This window comes from Corallococcus macrosporus (genome assembly GCF_017302985.1).
Classification (GTDB): domain Bacteria; phylum Myxococcota; class Myxococcia; order Myxococcales; family Myxococcaceae; genus Corallococcus; species Corallococcus macrosporus_A.
In genome coordinates this window covers 257,908-279,270 of the sequence record NZ_JAFIMU010000006.1, presented here as the reverse complement: position 1 = coordinate 279,270, position 21,363 = coordinate 257,908, and the positions used below count along the sequence as shown (strand labels likewise).

General features: G+C 70.5%; 2 protein-coding genes (both cut by a window edge). Both read left to right on the top strand.

What is annotated here, in order from left to right; genetic code table 11:
• A protein-coding gene (locus JYK02_RS10935; RefSeq protein WP_207050865.1) for a non-ribosomal peptide synthase/polyketide synthase crosses the window boundary here: on the top strand, positions 1-18,416 show its 3' portion. 5,983 nt of this gene lie to the left of the window's left edge; only the last 18,416 of its 24,399 coding nucleotides appear in the window; its start codon lies beyond the left edge, outside the window; the stop codon is at positions 18,414-18,416.
• Positions 18,409-21,363, top strand: partial view of a non-ribosomal peptide synthetase gene (locus JYK02_RS10930; protein ID WP_207050864.1) — the beginning only. Its footprint extends 14,574 nt past the window's final position; the window shows 2,955 of its 17,529 coding nt (coding positions 1-2,955); its start codon is at positions 18,409-18,411; its stop codon lies off the right edge, out of view. Before JYK02_RS10935 ends, JYK02_RS10930 begins: the two co-directional genes overlap by 8 nt.

Below are 21,363 nucleotides of genomic sequence, written 5' to 3'. Positions count from 1 at the left end.
TGGCCGCGCTCTATGAGGCCCGGTTGGCGGGCCGTCCTTCGCCGCTTCCTGCACTGTCCATCCAGCCCGTGGATCACGCCGCGTGGCAGCGCGCCTGGCTCCAGGGTGACGTGCTGGAGGCCCAGCTCTCCTGGTGGCGCGGGCAGCTCGAGGGGGCGCCGCACGTGCTGGCGCTGCCGACGGACCGTCCCCGCCCGGTGGTCCAGACGGCTGCGGGCGCGACCCTGCCGGTGCGCCTGTCGACCGGGCTGTCCGACGCCGTGCGGGCGCTCGCCCGTCGCGAGGGCGTGACGCCCTTCATGGTGCTGCTCGCCGCGTGGCAGACGCTGCTGGCACGCCATGCCGGACAGGACGACGTGCTCGTGGGCACGCCCGTCGCGGGACGTGACCGCGCGGAGCTGGAAGGACTCATCGGCCTGTTCGTGAACACGCTCGTGCTGCGTGCGCGGCTGGGCGCGAACCCGTCCTTCCGTGAGCTGCTCCAGCAGGTCCGCGAGACGACGCTGGGCGCCTACGCGCACCAGGCGGTGCCGTTCGAGAAGCTGGTGGACGCGGTGCAGCCGCAGCGCGACCTGGGGCGCTCGCCGTTGTTCCAGGTGATGCTGGCGCTGCAGGAGGATCCGCTCCCGGAGCTGCGGCTGCCCGGGCTGGGGCTGCGGATGCTGGAGGGAGAGGGCGCGGGCGCGCAGTTCGACCTGAAGCTCTCGCTCACGGACGCGCCGGCCGGCTTCGCGGGAGCGCTGGAGTACAACACCGACCTCTTCGACGCGGCGACGGTGGCGCGGTGGGTGGAGCACCTGGACGTGCTGCTGGCGGGAGCGGTGGCCCACCCGGAGACGCGGGTGAAGGCGCTGCCGCTGATGGCGGAAGCGGAGCAGCGCCGCCTGCTGGTGGACTGGAACGCCACCGCGCGCGACTACCCGCTGGAGGGCACGCTGCACGGCCTGGTGGAAGCGCAGGTGGCGCGCACTCCGGACGCCGTCGCGGTGGACTTCGAGGGCGCCCGGCTGACGTACCGGGAGCTGGACGGCCGGGCCAACCAGCTCGCGCGTGCGCTGCGAGCGCGCGGCGTGGGGTCGGAAGTGCGCGTGGGCGTGTGCGCGGAGCGCTCGCTGGAGCTGGTGATCGCGCTGCTGGGTGTGCTCAAGGCAGGCGGCGCGTACGTGCCCGTGGATCCGTCGGCACCGGCGGACCGGCTGGCGTACCAGGTGGAGGACTCGGCGGTCGCGGTGGTGTTGACGCAGGAGCATCTGCGGTCGTTGCTGCCGTTGGGGAGCACGCCGGTGCTGTGCCTGGACGCGGACTGGCCCCAGGTCGCGAGCCTGTCCTCGGAGCCGGTGGTGTCGGGCGTGGGCGCGGAGCACCTGGCCTACGTCATCTACACGTCGGGCAGCACGGGGCGTCCGAAGGGCGCGATGAACACCCACGCGGGCATCCGCAACCGGTTGTTCTGGATGCAGGAAGCCTACGGGTTGGAGCCCCGCGACGTCGTATTGCAGAAGACGCCGTTCAGCTTCGACGTGTCGGTGTGGGAGTTCTTCTGGCCGCTGATGACGGGAGCGCGGCTGGTGGTGGCGAAGCCCGGTGGGCACCAGGACGCCGCCTACCTGGTGGACGTGATGGCGCGCGAAGGCGTCACGACGCTGCACTTCGTGCCGTCCATGCTCCAGGTGTTCCTGGAGGAGCCGGGGTTGGAGCGCATCACGGCGCTCCGCCGCGTGGTGTGCAGCGGTGAGGCGCTCCCGCTGGACCTGAAGGACCGCTGCCTGGATCGGCTGGGCGTCCCGCTCCACAACCTCTACGGCCCCACGGAGGCCGCGGTGGACGTGACGGCCTGGACGTGCGAGCGCCACGACGGACGACGCTCGGTGCCCATTGGCAGGCCGGTGGCGAACACGCGGATCCACGTCCTGGACGCGTCCCTGCGGCCGGTGCCGGTGGGCATCGCGGGAGAGCTCTACATCGGCGGCGTGCAGGTGGGCCGAGGGTACCTGGGCCGTCCCGCGCTGACGGCGGAGCGGTTCATCCCGGATCCCTACGGTGCTCCGGGCACGAGGCTCTACCGGACCGGAGACCAGGCCCGGGTCCTCACCGACGGCAGCATCGAGTACCTCGGCCGCCTGGACTTCCAGGTGAAGGTGCGCGGGTTCCGCATCGAGCTGGGCGAAGTGGAGTCCGCGCTGGGCCAGTGCGAAGGCGTGCGCGAGAGCGTCGTCGTGGTGCGCGACGACGCGCCCGGCACCAAGAGGCTGGTGGCCTACGTGGTGGGCCAGGGCGTGACGATCGAAGGACTGCGCGAAGTGCTGAGGGCCAGGCTGCCGGAGTACATGGTGCCCGCGGCCTTCGTGGTGCTGGACGCGCTCCCGCTGTCCCCCAACGGCAAGGTGGATCGCAAGGCGCTGCCGAAGCCGGAAGCAACGGCCGAAACGACGGAAGCCTACGAAGCCCCGAGGACGCGCACGGAAGAGACGCTGGCGTCCGTGTGGGCGCGAGTGCTGGGCGTGCAGCGGGTGGGAGTGAAGGAGAACTTCTTCGCGCTGGGCGGCGACTCCATCCTGAGCATCCAGGTGGTGGCGAAGGCGGGGCAGGCGGGACTGAAGGTGACGCCGAAGCAGCTCTTCCAGCACCCGACGGTGGAGCAACTGGCGAAGGTGGTGGAGCAGGGACGCGGGGTGGTGGGGGAGCAGGGGCTGGTGGAGGGAGAGGCGGCGCTGACGCCGATTCAGCGCTGGTTCTTCGAGAGGCAGTTGCCGCAGGCACACCACTTCAACCAGGCAGTGCTGCTGGAGGCGAAGGAAGGGGTGGAAGCGGAGCGGCTGGAGGAGGCGCTCAAGGCGCTGGTGGCGCACCACGATGCGCTGCGGCTGCGGTACGAGCAGGGCACGGCAGGCTGGACGCAGCACCACGCGGGAGTAGGCCCGGGCCCGTACCTGCGGCGGCTGGACGTCTCGGCATCGTCGAATGAAGGCGAGGCACTGGCGAAGGCAGCGAAGGAGCTTCAGGGCAGCCTGAGGCTGGACGAAGGACTGCTGCTGCGCGCGCTGCTGGTGGAGCGCAGCGAGGGCAAGCCGTCGTGGCTGCTGCTGGCGGTGCACCACCTCGCGGTGGACGGCGTGTCGTGGCGAGTCATCCTGGAGGATCTGGGAACGGCGTACACGCAACTGCGCAGCGGAATGCCCGTAGTCCTGCCCGCGAAGACGACGTCCTTCCAGACGTGGTCGCGCAAGCTGGAGGCGTACGCTCGCGGACCGGAGCTGGAGAAGGAAGCCGCGTGGTGGCTGGCGCAAGCGCGTGAAGAGACGTCCGCGCTGCCGGTGGAAGTGAGCAAGGCGGCATTCGCGCAGGACACCGTGTCCGCATTGCCTGTGAGCGTGGCCAGTGGCTCGACTGCGCTGACGGTGGACGCAGGCGGAGTCCGCACGGTGGCGTCCGCACAGGACTCCGTCGCTGCATGGCCTGTGAATGCCGTAGCGACCGCACGGAATGTCCTCGTGGACATGGCAGCCGTGAACACGGTGGCCTCCGCGCGCAACGTGGTGGCCGCGCTGAATACGGAAGAGACGCGGACGCTGCTGCAGGAAGTGCCGGGTGCGTACCGGGCGAGCGTGAACGAAGTGCTCGTCTCGGCCCTGGCCCGAGTCCTGACGAAGTGGACGGGAGAGCAGCGGGTGCGCGTGGAAGTGGAGGGCCACGGGCGCGAGGAACTCTTCGCGGACGTGGACGTGACGCGTACGGTGGGCTGGTTCACCTCCCTCTACCCGGTGGTGCTGGAGGTGACGAAGGACGGCACGGCCGGCGACGCACTGCGGGCGGTGCGCGACACGCTGCGGGCCGTGCCGGGCAAGGGCGTGGGCTACGGCCTCCTGCACTACCAGGGCCCGGAGGCCATCGCCGCGAAGCTGAAGCAGGCACCGAAGGCGCAGGTGGCCTTCAACTACCTGGGGCAGTTCGACGCGCTGGCCAGCAGCAGCGGGGGCTTCACGCTGGCCAAGGAGTCCGCGGGCCCGACGCAGGGCGAGGGCGGCCAGCGCAGCCACGTGCTGGAAATCAACGGGCTGGTGGTGGGTGGCCAGCTGGAAGTGACGTGGACGTACAGCGAAGCGCTGCACACGAAGGCGACGGTGGAGGCGCTGGCGCGCGAGTACACCGAAGCACTCAAGGCGCTGGTGGCCGGACGCAAGACGGAGGACGCGGCGAAGTACACGCCGGCGGACTTCCCGCTGGCGAAGCTGGACGCGAAGACGCTGGCGAAGGCGCAGGCGGCGGTGGGGCAGCAGGTGGAGGACATCTACCCGCTGTCGCCGATGCAGCAGGGCATGCTCTTCCACGCACTGCTGTCGCCGAAGTCGGGCGTGTACTTCGAGCAGCTGTCCTGGGCCTTCCACGCGAAGCTGGACGTGGGGGCGTTGAAGCGCGCGTGGGAAGAATTGGTGGCGCGGCACCCGGTGCTGCGCACGACGCTGCTGTGGGAAGGGCTGGAAGCGCCGTTGCAGGTGGTGCGTCGCGAGGCGGCGCTGCCGTGGCGGGAGCTGGACTGGCGCGGGCAGACGGAAGCGGCGCAGCGGCAGGCGCTGGACGCGTACCTGGAAGAGGACCGCGCGCAGGGCTTCAGCCTCACGCAAGGCCCGCTGCTGCGCGTGGCCCTGGTGCGGCTGGACACGCATGTCCACCGGCTCATCTGGAGCTTCCATCACGTCATCCTGGACGGATGGAGCATGGCCCTGCTGCTCAAGCAGGTCTTCGCGATCTACCAGTCGTTGGCGTCGGCAAACACCCTCCCGAAGCTGGCAACGGGAGCGAACTACCGCGACTACATCGCCTGGCTCCAGCAGCAGGACGCGGAGCGGTCCGAAGCCTTCTGGCGATCGGAACTCGCGGGCCTCCACGCACCCACGCCGCTGCCGGGTGCCACGGAGTCCTCCGAGTCCATCCCCTCCGGTCACGCCGAGCGGTCCCTCACCCTGTCCGCGCGGACCACCGCCGCGCTTCAGTCGTTCGCGCGTCGGCAGCAGCTCACGCTCAACACGTTGGTGCAGGCGGCGTGGGCCCTGGTCCTCTCCCGCCACAGCGGTGAGCAGGACGTGGTCTTCGGCGTCACCGTCTCTGGTAGGCCTCCGGAGTTGCCCGGAGCGGAAGACGCACCGGGCCTCTTCATCAACACCGTGCCGGTGCGCATGCGCGTGGATGCGGAAGCCACCGTCTCCACGTGGCTGCACCACCTGCAGGCCCGCCACACGGAGTCGCGTTCGTACGAGTACGACTCCCTGGTCCGCATCCAGGGCTACAGCCAGGTGCCGCGAGGCACGCCGCTGTTCCAGAGCCTCTTCGTCTTCGAGAACTACCCGCTGGACGCATCGCTCGCGGCGCAGGGCAATCCGCTCGGCGTTCGTGACGTGCGCGGCGCCGAGCGCAGCAACTATCCGCTGACCGCCTCCGTGATTCCGGGCCGCGAGCTGCTGTTGAAGCTGGCGTACGACAAGCCGCGCTTCGAGGCTGAAGGGATTGGGCGGCTGCTGGAGCAGTGGCGGCGCGCGGTGGAAGGGCTGGTGGCGGGGGAGACGGGTCGGCTGTGGGAAGTGGGCGTGCTGTCGTCGGAGGAGAAGCAGCGCGTGCTGGTGGAGTGGAACCAGACGGCGAGCGACTCCCCGCGTGAAGCCAGCATCGTGGACGTCTTCGCGGCGCAGGTGGCGAGACGGCCTGAAGCGGTGGCGTTGGAGGCGGGCGAGGAGCAGTTGACGTACGCGCAGTTGGACGCGAGGGCGAACCAGCTGGCGCACCTGCTGCGCGCGCACGGAGTGGGCCCGGAGTCGCGGGTGGCGCTGTGCCTGGAGCGCGGGGTGGAGCTGGTGGTGGCGCTGGTGGCCATCCTCAAGGCGGGCGGTGCGTACGTGCCGCTGGAGGCGGATTACCCGCGAGAGCGCCTGGCCTACATGCTGAAGGAGGCCGGAGCGCGCGTGCTGGTGACGACGCGGGCGCTGGGCGAGCGCCTGCCCACGGACGGCCTGGACGTGGTGCGGCTGGAGGAGGCGCGGGAGGATTTGGCCCGTCAGCCGAAGCACGCGCCGGCAAGCGGAGTGGGAAGCCGCAACGTCGCGTACGTGGACTTCACGTCGGGCAGCACGGGCAAGCCGAAGGGCGTGTGCACGGAGCACGGCGGCGTGCTGCGCACGGTGCTGAAGGCCAACTACGCGAGGTGGACGGACGAGGACACCTTCCTGCTGCTGGCGCCGGTGTCCTTCGACGCGTCGACGCTGGAGGTGTGGGGCCCGCTGCTGAGCGGGGCGAAGCTGGTGGTGTACCCGCCGGTGCCGGTGGGGGACGTGAAGGAATTGGAAGGGGTGCTGAAGCGGCACGGGGTGACGGTGCTGCACCTGACGGCGGGCCTCTTCACGCAGATGGTGGACGGCAACCTGGAGGGGCTGCGCGGAGTGAAGCGGCTGCTGACGGGCGGTGACGTCGTGTCCGCGCCGCACGTGAAGCGGGCGCTGGAGACGTTGGGCGTGGCGGTGACGGCCTGCTACGGGCCGACGGAAGGGACGCTCTTCACCTCGTGCCACCGGATGGAGAAGGTGGAGGACGTGGGCACGGTGGTGCCCATTGGCCGGCCCATTGGCGACACGCAGGTGTACGTGCTGGACGGGCAGTGGCAGCCGGTGCCGGTGGGCGTGGTGGGGGAGTTGTACGCGGCGGGAGACGGCCTGGCGCGAGGCTACCTGGGCCAGCCGGGGCTGACGGCGCAGGCCTTCCTGCCCAACCCGTACGGGCCCGCGGGCAGCCGCATGTACCGCACGGGGGATTTGGCCCGGTGGCGCGCGGACGGAGTGCTGGAGTTCCAGGGCCGTGGGGACATGCAGGTGAAGGTGCGTGGCTTCCGGGTGGAACTGGGTGAGGTGGAAGCGGCACTGGCGCAGTGCGAAGGCGTGCGCGAGTGCGTGGTGGTGGCGAAGGGGCAGGGGGCAGGGACGAAGCGGCTGGTGGCGTACGTGGCGGGCGAAGGCCTGGACGTGGCCCAGGTGCGCACGGCGCTGAAGGGGCGGGTGCCGGAGTACATGGTGCCCTCGGCCTTCGTGGCGCTGCCCGTGCTGCCGCTGACGGCCAATGGCAAGGTGGACCGCAAGGCACTGCCGGAGCCGTCGGAAGCGGGCGTGGAAGTCTCGGGTGCGTACGTGGCGCCGAGGACGCCGACGGAGGAGGTGCTGGCGGCGGAGTGGGCGAAGGTGCTGGGCGTTGCCCGCGTCGGTGCGCGGGACAACTTCTTCGAACTGGGCGGGCACTCGCTGCTGGCGACGCAGGCCATTTCGCGCGTGCGCTCCGTCTTCGGCGTGGAGCTGCCGCTGCGCGCGTTGTTCGAAGCCCCCACCGTCGCGGGGCTCGCCGCGCGAGTGGACGAGGCCCGTCGCGATCCGAAGGCCGAGGGCCGTCCGCCGCTGACCGCCGGACGCTGGGAAGGCGCGGCGCCGCTGTCGTTCGCGCAGCAGCGCCTCTGGTTCATTGATCAGTTCGAGCCCGGAAGCGCTTCGTACAACATCCCCGCCGCCGTCCGGCTGGAGGGCGTGCTGGACGTGTCGGCCCTGGAGCGTTCGCTGCAGGCGCTCGTGCGTCGTCATGATGCCCTGCGGACCGTGATCCGCTCCGAGGAGGGCCGGCCCGCGCAGGTCGTCATCGCGGATGCTGAAATCCCCCTGACGCGAATCGACCTGGAAGAGCTGCACGGTGCCCAGCGTGAAGCCGAAGCCCTGCGGCTCGCGGGCGAAGAGGCGCGCCGTCCGTTCGACCTGTCGAAGGGCCCGCTCTTCCGGTCCACGTGGGTGCGGCTCACGGAGCGCGAACACCTGTTGCTGCTGACGATGCACCACATCGTCTCCGATGGCGCCTCCATGGGCGTCCTCGTGCGCGAGCTGACCGCGCTCTACGAGTCGTTCCGCACGGGCCAGCCCGTGTCGCTGCCGGAGCTGCCGGTGCGGTACGCGGACTACGCGGCGTGGCAGCGCGGCTGGTTGCAGGGCGATGCGCTGGAGTCGCAGCTCACGTGGTGGACACGGCAGCTCGAAGGCGCGCCTCCCGCGCTGGAGCTGATGACGGATCGGCCTCGTCCGGCGGTGCAGTCCTTCCGTGGCGCGCGTCTGCCGGTGGTCCTGTCCTCCGATCTGTCCGCGACGTTGCGCGGGCTCGGCAGGAGTGAAGGCGTCACGCCGTTCATGTTGCTGCTCGCCGCGTGGCAGGTGCTGCTGTCCCGCTACAGCGGGCAGGACGACGTGAGCGTGGGCACGCCCATCGCGGGCCGCGACCGGACGGAGCTGGAAGGGCTCATCGGTTTCTTCGTCAACACGCTGGTGCTGCGAACGCGGTTCGACGGCAAGCCCACGTTCCGCGAAGTGCTGGCGCAGGTGCGCGAGACGACGCTCGGTGCGTTCGCGCACCAGGACGTCCCGTTCGAGAAGCTGGTGGACGCGCTGAGCCCCGAGCGGGACCTGCGCCGTTCGCCACTGTTCCAGGTCATGTTCGCGTTGCAGCAGGACGTCCTGGCCGAACAGCACCTGCCCGAGCTGTCACTGCGTCCCATCGAAGCCGATGACCGCACGGCCAAGTACGAGCTGACGCTGTCGCTGTCGGACACGCCGGAAGGGTTCTCCGGGTCGATTGAGTACAACACGGACCTGCTCGACGCGGTGACGGTGAAGCGGATGGCGGGGCACCTGGAGGTGCTGCTGGAGGCCATCGCGAAGAACCCGGATGCGAAGGTGTCGCAGCTGCCGCTGCTGACGGAAGGCGAGCGTCGGCAGCAGGTGCTGGGGTGGAACGCGACGAGAACGGCGTTCCCAAGGGAGAAGTGCGTCCACACGCTGGTGACGGAGCAGGTGGAGCGCACGCCGGATGCGGTGGCGCTGGACTTCGCAGGAGAGCAGCGGACGTTCCGCCAGGTGGAGGCGAGGGCGAACCAGCTTGCGCAGCGGCTGGTGAAGCAGGGCGTGAAGCGCGGCTCGCGGGTGGGCCTGTGCGTGGAGCGCGGTGTGGGGATGGTGGAGGGGATGCTGGGCATCCTCAAGGCGGGCGGGGCGTACGTGCCGCTGGACGCGGGCTACCCTCGGGAGCGGCTGGCGTTCATGGTGGAGGACGCCGGGGTAGAAGTGCTGGTGACGCAGAAGTCCCAGCAGGGCGCGCTGCCGGAAGGGAAGTACACCGTCGTGCTGCTGGACGACGGCACGCTGGACGCGGAGCCGGCGCAGGCGCCCGAGAGCCGGGTGGATGCGACGGACCCGGCGTACGTCATCTACACGTCGGGAAGCATGGGGCGCCCGAAGGGCGTGTGGGTGCCTCACCGGGCCATCGTGCGGCTGCTGGTGGAGACGAACTTCATCCAGCTGACGGGAGAGGACCGCATCGCGCAGGCGTCGAACGCGTCGTTCGACGCGGCGACGTTCGAGGTGTGGGGCGTGCTGCTGCACGGCGGGCGCCTGGTGGGCGTGGCGAAGGACGTGGCGCTGTCACCGGCGGCGTTCGCGGCGTACCTGCGCGACGAGCGCATCAGCGTGCTGTTCGTGACGACGGCACTGTTCAACCAGTTGGTGGCGCAGTCGGCGGAGACGTTCCAGACGGTCCGGCAGCTCCACGTCGGCGGCGAGGCGGTGGATCCGGGGGCGATGCGCGCGGCGCTCGCGGCCGGCATGTCCGGGAAGCTCGTTCATGTGTACGGGCCCACGGAGAGTACGACGTTCGCCACGTGGCACGAGGTGAAGCAGGTCCCCGTGGACGCGGTGACGGTGCCCATCGGCAGACCGCTGTCCAACACGGAGCTGTACGTCCTGGACGCGCACGGGCAGCCCGTGCCGGCGGGTGTCGCGGGTGAGCTGTACATCGGCGGCGACGGTCTGGCGCTGGGCTACCTGGGCCGGCCGGAGCTGACGGCGGAGAAGTTCGTGCCGCACCCGTTCGGCACGGAGCCGGGCGCGCGGCTGTACCGCACGGGCGACCAGGTGAAGCAGTTGCCGGACGGCAGCGTGGTGTTCCTGGCCCGGTTGGACTCGCAGGTGAAGGTGCGCGGGTTCCGCATCGAGCTGGGCGAAGTGGAGTCCGCGCTGAGCCAGTGCGAAGGCGTGCGCGAGAGCGTAGCCATCGTGCGCGAGGACACGCCGGGACATCGCCGGTTGGTGGCGTACGTTGCGGGCCAGGGCGTGACGGCGGAAGGCTTGCGCGAGGCGCTGAAGGCCAGGCTGCCGGAGTACATGGTGCCCGCGGCCTTCGTGGTGCTGGACGTGCTGCCCCTCACGCCGAACGGCAAGGTGGACCGCAAGGCGCTGCCGAAGCCGGAAGCAACGGCCGAAACGACGGAAGCCTACGAAGCCCCGAGGACGCGCACGGAAGAGACACTGGCATCCGTGTGGGCGCGAGTGCTGGGCGTGCAGCGTGTGGGAGTGAAGGAGAACTTCTTCGCGCTGGGCGGCGACTCCATCCTGAGCATCCAGGTGGTGGCGAAGGCGGGCCAAGCCGGGCTGAAGGTGACGCCGAAGCAGCTCTTCCAGCACCCGACGGTGGAGCAACTGGCGAAGGTGGTGGAGCAGGGGCGCGGAGTGGTGGGGGAGCAGGGGCTGGTGGAGGGAGAGGCGGCGCTGACGCCGATTCAGCGCTGGTTCTTCGAGAGGCAGTTGCCGCAGGCGCACCACTTCAACCAGGCAGTGCTGCTGGAGGCGAAGGAAGGGGTGGAAACGGAGCGGCTGGAAGAGGCGCTCAAGGCGCTGGTGGCGCACCACGATGCGCTGCGGCTGCGTTACGAGAAGAGCGAAGCCGGCTGGACACAGCACCACGCGGGAGTGGGCGCGGGCCCGTACTTGCGGCGGCTGGATGTCTCGGCATCGTCGAACGAAGGTGAGGCACTGGCGAAGGCGGCGAAGGAGCTTCAGGGCAGCCTGAGGCTGGACGAAGGACTGCTGCTGCGCGCGCTGCTGGTGAAACGGAGCGGGGGCAAGCCGTCGTGGCTGTTGCTGGCGGTGCATCACCTCGCGGTGGACGGCGTGTCGTGGCGCGTGCTGCTGGAGGATCTGGGCACGGCATACGCGCAGCGTCGTCAGGGACAGAACGTAACGCTGCCCGCGAAGACGACATCCTTCCAGACGTGGTCGCGCAGGCTGGAGACGTACGCGCGCGGGCCAGAGCTGGAGAAGGAAGCGTCGTGGTGGCAAGCGCAGGCGCGTGAAGAGACGTCTGCCCTCCCGGTGGACGTGAACACGGCAGCCGCGAACACGGCGGCCTCCGCACGCAACGTGGTGGCCGCGCTGGACGCGGAAGAGACGCGGACGCTGCTGCAGGAAGTGCCGGGCGCGTACCGGGCGAGCGTGAATGAAGTCCTGGTGTCGGCCCTGGCGCGAGTCCTGACGAAGTGGACAGGGCAGCAGCGGGTGCGCGTGGAAGTCGAAGGGCACGGGCGCGAGGAACTCTTCTCGGACGTGGACGTGACGCGCACGGTGGGCTGGTTCACCTCCCTCTACCCGGTGGTGCTGGAGGTGACGAAGGACGGCACGGCCGGCGACGCACTGCGGGCGGTGCGCGACACACTTCGGGCCGTGCCGGGCAAGGGCGTGGGCTACGGCCTCCTGCACTACCAGGGCCCGGAGGCCATCGCCGCGAAGCTGAAGCAGGCACCGAAGGCGCAGGTGGCCTTCAACTACCTGGGGCAGTTCGACGCGCTGGCCAGCAGCAGCGGGGGCTTCACGCTGGCCAAGGAGTCCGCGGGCCCGACGCAGGGCGAAGGCGGCCAGCGCAGCCACGTGCTGGAAATCAACGGGCTGGTGGTGGGTGGCCAGCTGGAAGTGACGTGGACGTACAGCGAAGCGCTGCACACGAAGGCGACGGTGGAGGCGCTGGCGCGCGAGTACACCGAAGCACTCAAGGCGCTGGTGGCCGGACGCAAGACGGAGGACGCGGCGAAGTACACGCCGGCGGACTTCCCGCTGGCGAAGCTGGACGTGAAGACGCTGGCGAAGGTGCAGGCGGCGGTGGGGCAGGAGGTAGAGGACATCTACCCGCTGTCGCCGATGCAGCAGGGCATGCTCTTCCACGCGCTGCTGTCACCGAAGTCGGGCGTGTACTTCGAGCAGCTGTCCTGGGCCTTCCACGCGAAGCTGGACGTGGGGGCGTTGAAGCGCGCGTGGGAAGAGTTGGTGGCGCGGCACCCGGTGCTGCGCACGACGCTGCTGTGGGAAGGGCTGGAAGCGCCGTTGCAGGTGGTGCGTCGCGAGGCGGCGCTGCCGTGGCGGGAGCTGGACTGGCGCGGGCAGACGGAAGCAGCGCAGCGGCAGGCGCTGGACGCGTACCTGGAAGAGGACCGCGCCCAGGGCTTCAGCCTCACGCAGGGCCCGCTGCTGCGTGTGGCCCTGGTGCGCCTGGACACGCACGTCCACCGGCTCATCTGGAGCTTCCACCACACCCTGCTCGACGGCTGGAGCCTGGGCCTGGTGATGCAGGATCTGTTCGGCTTCTACGACGCGTTCAGCCGTTCGCAAGTGCCGCTCGCGGTCGCGCGGCCTCCCTTCCGGGACTACATCGCGTGGCTGTCCCAGCAGGAGCCCGCCCGTTCGGAAGCGTTCTGGCGTGAGCGGCTCGCGGGCTTCACGGCCCCCACGCCGTTGCCCATGGATCAGGGCACGGGTTCCGACGACAGCGAGGCCGTCCACCAGCACGGCTCGCAGGAGATCGCCCTCTCCTCGGAGACCACCGCCGCCATCGAGTCCTTCGCACGCCGTCACCAGCTCACGCTGGGCGCCGTGGTGCAGGGCGCGTGGGCGCTGCTGCTCAGTCGCTACAGCGGTGAGCAGGACGTGGTCTTCGGCACCACCGTCTCCGGCCGTCCCTCGGAGCTTCCGGGGGTGGAGGGGATGATGGGCCTGTTCATCAACTCCCTGCCGCTCCGCGTGCGGATCACGCCCGGGGACACGCTGGTGTCCTGGCTCCAGGGAATCCAGACGCAGCAGGTGGCCCTCAGCGCGCATGAGCACTGCCCGCTGGTGCAGGTCCAGTCGTGGAGCGACCTGCCCCGGGGCCAGGCGCTCTTCGAAAGCCTCGTCGTCGTGGAGAACTACCCCATCGACGCGTCCATCAAGGAACGCGCCCGCGGCCTGGACGTGCGCGACTTCGAGGGCCGCGAGCGGCTGACCCTGCCGCTGGCCCCCGCGGTCCTCCCCGGCGAGAAGCTGGGCCTGCGCCTGTCCTATCAGCTGTCGCGCTTCGACGCGGAGGCCATGACCCGGCTGCTGGGGCACTGGCGCACGCTGCTGGAAGGCATCGCCGTCGCGGCGGCCGACAGCCGCGTCTCCCGCCTCTCGCTCCTCACGGACGCCGAGCGGCACCAGGTGCTGAAGGACTGGAACGCCACGCAGGCGCCGCTGGAGGCCGAGGCCTCGCTGCACGGCCTCTTCGAGGCACAGGTGGAGCGCACGCCCGACGGCATCGCCGTGGAGCTGGACGACACGCGCTGGACGTACCGCGAGCTGAATGCCCGCGCGAACCAACTGGCGCGACAGCTCAAGCTCCTCGGGGTGGGGCCGGAGGTGCGCGTGGGCGTGTGCCTGGAGCGCTCGCCCGAGTTGCTGATGGCGCTCCTGGGCATCCTCAAGGCCGGTGGCGCCTACGTGCCCGTAGATCCGGACTACCCGCAGCACCGCATCGCGTACCTGCTGGAGGACTCGCGCGTCCCGGTGCTCGTCACCCGTGAGGCCATCGCGGACGAGCTGCCTTCGCGCGGCGAGCAACTGCTCTGCGTGGACTCCGACGCCGCCAGCCTCGCGCGCCAGCCTTCCGGCAACCTGCCCGCGCTGGGCGGACGGCATCTGGCCTACGTCATCTACACGTCGGGCAGCACCGGCCAGCCGAAGGGCGCGCTCGTCGAGCACCGGGGCATCGTCAACACGCTCGCCCAGGCGGTGCGTGACTTCGACGTGCGCCCCGGGACTCGCACGCTCCAGTTCGTGTCGATGAGCTTCGATGTGTCGCTGCTGGAGATCTTCTCCACGCTCGTGGGCGGAGGCACGCTGGTCCTCGCGCCGCGCGAAGCGCTGCGGCCCGGCCCGGAGCTGACGCGGCTGATGCGCGAGCGGAACATCACCACCTCGGTGCTGCTGCCCTCCACGCTGGCGGTCCTCACGTCCGACGACTTCCCCACGCTCCAGACGGTGGTGACGGGCGCGGAGGCGTGCCCGGCGGAGGTGATGGATCGCTGGGCGCAGGGCCGCCGCTTCGTGAACTCCTACGGCCCCACCGAGGCGAGCATCACGGTGACGAGCGCGGTCTGCGCTCCGGGCTCGGGGACGCCGCCCATTGGCCGGCCCTATCCCAACGTGCGCGCCTACGTGCTGGACGCGACGGGAGCACCGGTGCCGGTAGGCATCGCGGGCGAGCTGTTCATCGGCGGCGCGGGCGTGGGCCGAGGCTACCTGGGCCGGCCGGAGCAGACGGCGGAGCGCTTCGTGCCGGATCCGTTCGGTTCGGAGCCGGGCGCTCGGCTGTACCGGACGGGCGACCTGGTCCGCTACCGCGCGGACGGCGCGCTGGAGTTCGTCGGCCGCACCGACCACCAGGTCAAGGTGCGCGGCTTCCGCATCGAGCTGGGAGAAATCGAAGCGGTGCTCGCGGGCGCCGTGAGCGAGGCGGTGGTGCTGGCCCGCCAGGACGTCCCCGGCGACCGGCGCCTCGTGGCGTACGTCGTGGCGCGCGAGGACGAGGCGGTGGACGCCGCGGCCTTGCGTCGCTACCTGGAGGACAAGCTCCCCGAGCACATGGTGCCGTCCGCGTTCGTCGTCCTGGACGCGATGCCGCTCACGCCCAACGGCAAGGTGGACCGCAAGGCCCTCCCTGCGCCGGACGCGGTGCGCTCGGAGCAGGGACCGACCTACGTCGCGCCGCGCACGCCGGTGGAGGAGACGCTGGCCGCGACCTGGCGCGAGCTGCTGGGCGTGTCCCAGGTGGGCATCCACGACGACTTCCTGGAGCTGGGTGGACACTCGCTGCTGGCCACGCAGGCCATCTCGCGGATCCGCGCGGCGTTCGGCGTGGAGCTGCCGCTGCGCGCGCTGTTCGAAGCCCCCACCGTGGCCGCGCTCGCGCAGCGGGTGGAGGCCGCTCGCGCCGAAGCATCGCCCGGAGTGCCCCCGCTGAAGCCCGCGGCCCGCACCGGCCCGCTGCCGCTGTCGTTCGCGCAGCAGCGGCTGTGGTTCCTGGAGCAGCTTTCTCCCCAGGGGTCGCTCTACAACATCCCCAGCCTGCTCAAGTTGGAGGGACACCTGGACGTGGCCGCGCTGGAGCAGGCACTCAACGCGCTCGTCCAGCGGCATGAGAGCCTGCGGACGACGTTCCACGCCGAGGATGGCCGGCCCTTCCAGCGCATCAACGAAGCCCCGGTGCTTCCGTTGCCGGTGGTGGACCTGCGCGAAGTCGACGCGGCGCTGCGGGAGCAGGAGGCCTGGCGGCTGGCGCGAGTTGAAGCGCAGCGGCCGTTCGATCTGGTCCATGGTCCGCTCCTGCGTGTCACGCTGCTGCGGACGGAGGAGCGGGAGCACCTGCTGCTCCTGTCGATGCACCACATCGTCTCCGACGGCTGGTCCGCGGGCGTGCTGGTGCGTGAGTGGGTCGCCCTCTACGCCGCGCGCGTCGAGCAGCGCGACGCGGTGCTGCCCCCATTGCCGGTGCAGTACGCGGACTACGCGGTGTGGCAGCGCGAGTGGTTGCAGGGAGCCGCGCTGGAGGAGCAGGTCGGCTGGTGGCGTCGGGAGCTGGAAGGCGCCCCGGCCGCGCTGGAGCTGCCAACGGACCGGGTGCGCCCCGCGAAGTTGACGGAGCGGGGTGGCTCGGTGCCGGTGCGGCTGTCGAAGCCGCTCTCGGACGCGCTGCGGACGCTGGGACGTGGCGAGGGTGCCACGCCGTTCATGGTGCTGCTGGCCACGTGGCAGGTGCTCCTGTCTCGCTACAGCGGTCAGGACGACATCAGCGTGGGCACGCCGGTGGCGGGACGGTCGCAGGCGGAGGTGGAAGGCCTCATCGGCCTGTTCCTGAACACGCTGGTGTTGCGCACGCGGGTGCGCGCGGCGGATCGCTTCCGTGAAGTGCTCGCGCGAGTGAAGGAGACGACGCTTGGGGCGTTCGCGCACCAGCAGGTGCCGTTCGAGCGGCTGGTGGATGCGCTGAGGCCGGAGCGCGACCTGGGCCGCACGCCGCTGTTCCAGGCGATGCTGGTGCTCAACACGGAGGTGGACACCTCCCTGTCGCTGAGCGACCTGACGTTGCGCCGTCTGGAGCTGGAGAACCTGTCGGCCAAGTTCGAGCTGAACCTGTCGCTGAGCGATGCGCCGGAAGGCTTCCAGGGCGCGCTGACCTACAGCGCGGATCTGTTCGAGCGCTCGACGGTCGAGCGGATGGTGGAGCACCTGGGCGTGCTGCTCGAGGCAATCACGACGACGCCGGACGCGACCGTGAGCGCGCTGCCGATGCTGGCGGAGGCGGAGCGGGAGCAGGTGCTGCGGGCGTGGAACCAGACGGCGGAAGCGCTGCCGCTGGAGAGCATCCACGGGATGTTCGAAGCGCAAGCGAAGCGGAAGCCAGGGGCCATCGCGGTCGTCGCGGACGGCAAGCAGGCGACGTACGCGGAGCTGGACGCGAAGGCGAACGGCGTGGCGAAGCAGTTGCGCGCGCTGGGAGTGGGCCCGGAGTCGCTGGTGGGCCTGTACGTGGAGCGCACGGTGGAGGCGGTGGCGGGGATGCTGGGCATCCTCAAGGCGGGAGGCGGGTACGTGCCGATGGACACGTCCTTCCCCGAGGCGCGAGTGAAGGCCATCGCGGAGGACGCGGGGCTGCGCGTGGTGGTGACTCAGCGTGCGTACGCAAGCCAGGTGGCGAACCTGGGCTGCCAGACGCTGAGCGTGGAGGACGTGAGCGCCAGCACCGAGTCGGTGACGACGAAGGTGCGCGGGGAGAACGCGGCGTACGCCATCTTCACGTCGGGAAGCACAGGGCGTCCGAAGGGCGTGGTGGTGGAGCACCGGCAGTTGGCCAACTACGTGGGGAGCATCCGCGGAAGGCTGAGGCTGGAAGAGGGGATGAGCTTCGCGTCGGTGACGACGCTGGCGGCGGACCTGGGGCACACGGCCGTCTTCCCGATGCTGTGCGGAGGAGGGACGCTGCACCTGGTGTCGAAGGAGGTGGCGTCGGACGCGGAGGCCCTGGGCGCGTACATGCAGACGCACGGGGTGGACGGCCTGAAGGTAGTGCCCTCGCACCTGCGCGCGTTGCTGAGCGGGCCGAATGCGAAGGCGGTGCTGCCGAGGAAGCGGCTGGTGGTGGGCGGCGAGGCGTCGGAGCGCGAGCTGGTGGAGACGGTGAAGCGGCTGGCGCCGGAGTGCGCCGTCTTCAACCACTACGGCCCGACGGAGACGACGGTCGGCGTGCTGACGAATCCGGTGGAGGGCGCGTGGGAGGAAGGCGCCACGACGCTGGCGCTGGGCCGTCCCATCGGCAACGCGCGCATGTACGTGCTGGATGCGAGTGCGCGCCCGGTGCCCCGTGGCGTAGCGGGAGAGCTGTACGTCGGCGGTGCGGTGGTGACGCGTGGGTACGTGGGGCGTCCGGAGCTGACGGCGGAGCGGTACGTGCCGGACGCTTTCAGCACGGAGCCCGGGGCGCGGCTGTACCGCACGGGCGACAAGGTGAGGCAGCGGGAGGACGGGAAGCTGGAGTTCCTGGGCCGCGTGGACTTCCAGCTGAAGGTGCGCGGGTACCGGGTGGAGTTGGGCGAGGTGGAAGCGGGGCTGAGCGCATGCGCGGGCGTGCGTGAGGCCGTGGTGGTGGCGCGTGAGGACGCGCCCGGAGACAAGCGGTTGGTGGCGTACATGGTGGCGAAGCCGGGCAGCACGGTGGAGGCCACGGCGCTGAGAAGTGAGCTGAAGGGACGGCTGCCGGAGTACATGGTGCCGTCGGCCTTCGTGGTGCTGGAGGCGATGCCGCTCAACGCCAACGGCAAGGTGGACCGCAAGGCCCTGCCCAAGCCGGACGCGGAGTCGGAGCCGCGCTCACGGGACTTCGTGGCTCCGCGCAGTGAGCTGGAGCAGCAGTTGGCGGGCATCTACTCCGAGCTGCTGGGCGTGAAGCGCGTGGGCATCCACGACGGCTTCTTCGAGCTGGGCGGCCACTCGCTGCTGGCGACGCAGGCCATCTCGCGGATCCGCCAGACGTTCCAGGTGGAGCTGCCGCTGCGCAAGCTGTTCGAGTCGCCCACGGTGGAGACGCTCGCGGTGCTCGTGATGGAAGCCCAGGCCGCTCAGGTGGACCCCGACGAGCTCGAGCGGCTCATGGCGGAGATGGAAGAACTGTCCGGTGAAGAGGCGCAGGCCCTCCTGGACGCGGATACGGAACAGGTCAGGAAGACTTCCAATGAGTGACACCTCGAAGCGGTTCTCCAACCTGTCGCCCGAGAAGCAGGACCTGCTGATGCGGAAGCTGCGCCAGAAGAGCGCGGCGGCTCCCGTCGCGACGCTCGTGGCGCGCCCGAGGAACGCGGTCTCCTCCTTCCCCCTGTCCTTCGCGCAGCAGCGCCTGTGGTTCCTGGATCAGTTCGATCCGAAGAACCCGCAGTACAACATCCCGCTCGCGGTCCGGCTCGACGGCGTCCTGGACGCGGCCGCGCTCCAGCGCTGCCTGGATGAACTGGTGCGCCGGCATGAGGTGCTGCGCACGACGTTGCGCGCGGAAGAGGGCGGCGCGGTGCAGGTCATCGCCCCGCCCGCGCCCGTGGCCATCGACACGGTGGACCTCCAGTCCCTTCCCGCGGAGGCACGGGAGAAGGAAGCCCGCCTGCGCGTGTTCCGGGACGTGCAGCAGCCCTTCACGCTCTCCGTGGGCCCGCTGCTGCGCGCGATGCTGCTGAAGCTGTCCGCGACGGAGCACGTGCTGCTCCTGACGTTGCACCACGTCATCTCCGACGGCTGGTCGCGAGGCGTCTTCCTGCGCGAGCTGCTGGCCCTCTACGGAGCCTTCAGCCAGGGCAAGCCGTCGCCGCTGCCGGAGCTGACGATCCAGTACGTGGACTACGCGGCGTGGCAGCGCGAATGGCTCCAGGGGCCGGTGCTCGAAGCGCAGCTCGCGTACTGGCGCAAGCAGCTCCAGGGCGCCACGCAGGCCATCGAGCTGCCCACGGACCGCCCCATCCCGGCGGTGCCCACGACCCAGGGCGCGGTGGTGTCCGCCCACTTCTCGCGTGAGGTGGAGGCCGCGCTCAAGGCGCTCGGGCAGAAGGAGGGCGCCACGCCGTTCATGGTGCTGCTGGCCGCGTGGCAGGTGCTCCTGTCGCGCTACAGCGGTCAGGACGACGTGAGCGTGGGCACGCCCATCGCGGGCCGCAACCGCGCGGAGCTGGAAGGCCTCATTGGCTTCTTCGTCAACACGCTGGTGCTGCGCACGCGGATCGAAGGCAACCCCACGTTCCGCGAGCTGCTCCAGCAGGTGCGCGAGACGACGCTGGGTGCGTACGCGCACCAGGAGGTGCCGTTCGAGAAGCTGGTGGAGGAGCTGAAGCCGGAGCGCAACCTGAGCCGGTCTCCGCTGTTCCAGGTGATGTTCTCGCTCCAGAACGCGGCCCCGTCGTCGTCGGCGGCGACCACTGGCTCGGGGCTCACGCTGCGCGCCCTGGAGACGGAGGGCAGCACCGCCAAGTTCGAGCTGTCGCTGGACATGGCGGAGACGGGCCAGGGGTTCGCGGCCGCGTTGGAGTACAGCACCGACCTGTTCGAGGTGGCGACCGCGGAGCGGATGCTGCGGCACTTCGGCGTGCTGCTGGAGGGAATCGCCGCGCGTCCGGATGCGCGAGTGCTGGACCTGCCGCTGCTGGGCGAAGCAGAGCGCCAGCAGGTGCTGTTGGGGTGGAACGCCACCGACGTGGTGCTGCCGGAGGGGCAGGGGATTCCGGAGCGCTTCGCGGAGCTGGCGCGGATGCAGCCGCAAGCCCCGGCCGTCGTGGCACCGGGCGGAGAAGCACTGACGTACGGGCAACTGGAAGCGCAGGCGAACCAGCTGGCGCACCACCTGCGAAGCCTGGGGGTAGGCCCCGAGGTGCTGGTGGGCGTGTGCCTGGAACGCACGCCGCAGCTGCTGGTGGCGCTGCTGGGCATCCTGAAGGCCGGGGGCGCCTACGTGCCGCTGGACCCGTCGTACCCGGCGGACCGACTGGCCCTCATGGTGTCCGAGTCGCGCCTGTCGCTGCTGCTGACGCAGCGTGCGCTGGAGGGCACGGTGGAGGCCTCGGGCCTGCGCCGCTACCTACTGGACGAAGAGGCTGGGGCCCGCGCAGCACTGCCCACGTCGGCGCCTGCGCGCACGGCGGGCTTCGAGAACCTGGCGTACGTCGTCTTCACGTCAGGAAGCACGGGGACGCCCAAGGGCGTCATGGTGTCGCATCGCAGTTGGGCGAATGCATACCTGGGCTGGGAGAGAAGCTACGGACTGAAGCAGGGGCCGCGAAGCCACCTGCAGATGGCGAGCTTCTCCTTCGACGTCTTCGGCGGAGACGTCTCGCGCGCGCTGTGCAGTGGCGGCAAGCTGGTGCTGTGCCCGCGAGAGTGGCTGCTGGAGCCGGTGAAGCTGCACGGGCTGATGGAAGCCGAAGCGGTGGACTGCGCGGAGTTCGTCCCGGCGGTGCTGAGAGGGCTGTTGCAGCACCTGGAGGAGACGGGCCAGCGGCTGGAGGGCATGCGAGTCCTGATTGCCGGCTCGGACGCCTGGTACGTGAATGAGTACCGGAGGATTCGAGGCGTCATCGGCGCCCAGACGCGGCTCATCAACTCGTACGGCATCAGCGAAACCACCATCGACAGCACGTGGTTCGAGAGCGAGGCGCTGGAGGCCGGGGACAACCGGCTGGTGCCGATTGGGCGGCCCTTCGCCAACGTGCGGATGTACGTGCTGGACGCGGCGCTCAAGCCGGTGCCGCCGGGAGTGGCGGGAGAGCTGTACATCGGCGGCGAGGGCGTGACGCGCGGGTACGTGCGCAGGCCGGAGTTGACGGCGGAGCGCTTCGTACCCAATCCCTACGGCACCCCTGGCGCGCGGCTGTACCGCTCGGGAGACAGGGCGCGGCACCTGTCGGACGGGAACATCGAATTCCTGGGCCGAGCGGACACGCAGGTGAAGCTGCGTGGCTTCCGGGTGGAGCTGGGAGAAATCGAGTCGGTGCTGGGCAAGCACCCGGCGGTGAGGACGGCGGTGGTGCTGCTGCGGGAGGAGCCGCGGCGGCTGGTGGCGTACGTGGTGGCGCCGGAGGGGGTGGAGGCCTCGGCGCTGAGGCAGCACGTGAAGGAGAGCCTGCCGGAGTACATGGTGCCGGCGGCCTTCGTG